This is a genomic window from Mycobacterium sp. THU-M104 (assembly GCF_049197365.1).
Taxonomy (GTDB): domain Bacteria; phylum Actinomycetota; class Actinomycetes; order Mycobacteriales; family Mycobacteriaceae; genus Mycobacterium.
This window is the reverse complement of record NZ_JBMIOP010000145.1, coordinates 1-3136: the sequence shown is the minus strand read 5'-3', so window position 1 is coordinate 3136 and position 3136 is coordinate 1. Positions and strand designations below refer to the sequence as shown.

The 3136-nt window shown below is 72.3% G+C and carries 3 protein-coding genes; 2 read left to right on the top strand and 1 reads right to left on the bottom strand.

Annotation, left to right across the window (positions count from 1 at the left end):
* Nucleotides 1-704, bottom strand: a 704-nt coding sequence (locus ACOJVU_RS12325) for an SOS response-associated peptidase (protein ID WP_421530037.1), incomplete at its 3' end; no start/stop codon positions are given.
* A gap of 43 nt (nt 705-747) precedes the next feature.
* Here ACOJVU_RS12325 and aroA point away from each other — a divergent pair.
* Nucleotides 748-2058 carry a 3-phosphoshikimate 1-carboxyvinyltransferase gene (gene aroA, locus ACOJVU_RS12320; protein ID WP_421530036.1) on the top strand — a complete coding sequence of 437 codons (1311 nt, stop codon included), beginning with the start codon at nt 748-750 and terminating at the stop codon, nt 2056-2058.
* The gene (gene rsgA, locus ACOJVU_RS12315; RefSeq protein ID WP_421530035.1) at nt 2055-3035 is read left to right on the top strand and encodes a ribosome small subunit-dependent GTPase A; all 981 of its coding nucleotides are present in this window, start codon (nt 2055-2057) and stop codon (nt 3033-3035) included. Before aroA ends, rsgA begins: the two co-directional genes overlap by 4 nt.
* Nucleotides 3036-3136 lie beyond the last annotated feature (101 nt).

Here is a 3136-nt window from a genome sequence, read left to right as displayed (position 1 = left end):
ACGTCGGGCGTCCGTGCGAGCAGATCTTCGTCGGCCGGGGCGTCCGGGTCGAGCCAGCGGTCCCAATCGCGTTCGGGCACCACCAGCGGCATCCGGTCGTGGATCTCACCGAGTTCTCCGGGCGCGTCGGTGGTGATGATCGTGCAGCTCAGCAACGGCGGCGCGTCGTCGGCCGACTTCCAGACCGACCACAACCCCGCCATGAACAGTGGCTCCCCGCCGTCGCGGAACATGAAGAATGGCGTCTTTCGCGACTTCTGGCCCGCCTTCGGGTCGTTGACCCGCCACTCGTAGTAGCCGTCCATCGGGATCAGACAGCGTTTGCCCTTGGCGCTCGACCGGAACGCCGGCGAGGTGGTGACCTTGTCGGCGCGGGCGTTGATCAGCATCGGGCCCTTGGCTTCGGGTGCCCCGTCGGGACCGGCCTTGACCCACGGCGGCACCAACCCCCAGCGCATCAGCCGCACGCGGCGAGTCGGCTCGTCGTCGGGCTCGCTGTGCCGCGCGACGACGGTGGCGATGCCGGCCGTGGGCGCCACGTTGTAGTTGGGCGCCACGTAGTTGGGCGCCACGTAGTTGTGCGCCACGTAGTTGTGCGCCGCACCCCCCGCCGCACCCCCCGCCGTCGCCGTGACCTCATCGATCGCATTGATCTTCAGGGCCAGCAGTGCCGGATCCGTCGTGACCGCAAACCGTCCGCACATGACTCCCATGGTGGCAGAACCGGCGGCAGGCAATGATGTACCGGTGAGCACCCAGCCGTGGCCGGCCCCCTTGGCGACCGCGCCGGTGCATGCGACCGTGACCGTGCCGGGATCGAAGTCGCAGACCAACAGGGCGCTGATGCTGGCCGCGCTGGCGGCCGCGCAGGGTCAGGGCTCCTCGACGATCAGCGGAGCGCTGCGCAGCCGCGACACCGACCTGATGATCGGGGCCCTGCGCACCCTCGGCCTACACGTCGACGGTGCCGCATCCGAACTGACGGTGAGCGGGCGGGTCGCCCCGGCTTCCGGCGCCCGGGTCGACTGTGGCCTGGCGGGCACGGTTCTGCGTTTCGTCCCGCCGCTGGCCGCGCTGGCCGATTCGGTGGTCGAGTTCGACGGCGACGAGCAGGCCCGCACCCGGCCCATCGCACCGCTGCTCGAGGCCCTGCGCGGCCTCGGCGTCCGGATCGACGGCACCGGGCTTCCGTTCCGGGTCCACGGCGGCGGGGCGGTTGCCGGGGGCACCGTGGCCATTGATGCGTCGGCGTCGTCGCAGTTCGTGTCCGGCCTGCTGTTGTGCGCGGCGTCGTTCGACGACGGGTTGACCGTCGGGCACACCGGGGCGGCGCTGCCGTCGGCGCCGCACATTGCCATGGCCGTGGAGATGTTGCGGCAGGCCGGGGTGGACGTCGACTGCTCCGAGGCGAACCGCTGGAGAGTTCCCCCGGGCCCGGTCGCAGCGCGGCACTGGACGGTCGAACCCGACCTGACCAACGCCGTCGCGTTCCTCGCCGCGGCAGTCGTCACCGGCGGCTCCGTGCGGATCCCCGGCTGGCCGGCGACCAGCGTGCAACCGGCCGGTCACATCCTGGCGGTCCTGGGTGAGTTGAATACCGTTGTCAAACAATCTGATTCGCATCTCGAGGTGCGGGGGCCGGCCGGCTACACGGGCTTCGACGTCGACCTGCGCGCCGTCGGCGAGCTGACGCCGACGATGGCCGCGCTGGCCGCGCTGGCCGCCCCGGGATCAGTGTCGCGCCTCTCCGGCATCGCGCATCTGCGGGGCCACGAGACCGATCGGCTCGCCGCGCTGCGCACCGAGATCAACCGCCTCGGCGGCGAGTGCACCGAGACGCCCGACGGGCTGGTGATCACCGCGACCCCGCTGCACGCAGGCAGCTGGCGCGCGTACGCCGATCACCGGATGGCGATGGCCGGCGCGATCGTCGGGCTGCGGGTGCCCGGGGTCGAGGTGGACGACATCGGCGCCACCACCAAGACGCTGCCGGAGTTCCCGCAGCTGTGGGCGTGCATGCTCGGCGAGCGGGCAATCGGGGAAGAGCCCGGCGGTTGAGGCGCGGCGATCTCGACGAGTCCGACGTCAAGGTCCGCTCCGGCAGGGGGTCGCGGCCGCGAACCAAGACCCGTCCGGAGCACGCCGACGCCGAAACCGCCATGGTGATCAGCGTCGACCGCGGCCGCTGGGGATGCGTGCTGGACGGCGACCCGGGTCGCCCGGTCACCGCGATGCGGGCCCGTGAGCTGGGCCGCACCCCGATCGTCGTCGGCGACGACGTCGACCTGGTCGGCGATCTGTCGGGGCGGCCGGACACCCTGGCCCGCATCGTGCGCCGCGGGGAACGGCGAACGGTGTTGCGGCGCACCGCCGATGACACCGATCCCACCGAACGGGTGGTGGTCGCCAACGCCGACCAGCTGCTGATCGTGGTGGCGATGGCCGACCCGCCGCCACGCACGGGCCTGGTCGACCGGACGCTGATCGCCGCCTACGCCGGCGGGCTGAAGCCGATCCTGTGCCTGACCAAGACCGACCTCGCCCCGCCGGAGCCGTTCGCCGAGCAGTTCGTCGACCTCGAGTTGACGGTGGTCGTCGCGGGCCGCGACGACCCGCTGCTGGCGGTGGCGGACCTGCTCGCGGGCACGATCACCGTGCTGCTGGGGCATTCGGGGGTCGGCAAGTCGACGCTGGTGAATCGCCTGGTGCCCGACGCGGCGCGGGCCGTCGGCGAGGTGACCGAGATCGGCAGGGGCCGGCACACGTCCACCCAGTCGCTCGCGCTGCCCCTGCAGGGCTCCGGCTGGGTGATCGACACTCCGGGCATCCGCTCGTTCGGGTTGGCCCACATCCAGCCCGACGACGTGCTGCTGGCCTTCGCGGACCTGGCCGACACGATCCAGGGCTGCCCCCGCGGCTGCGGGCACATGGGGCCGCCGGCCGACCCCGAATGCGCGCTGGACGCGCTGTCCGGGCCCGCCGTTCGCCGCGTGGCCGCGGCCCGCCGGCTGCTGGCGGCGCTCAATCAGACCTGAGAGCGCGCCGAGCGCGCGGGTCTGCACAGCGCGGACGTTCCGGGATCTCTATGCCGACCGTGACCGCGTCGTACGGGGTCGTAGGGGTCGTAGGGGTCGTA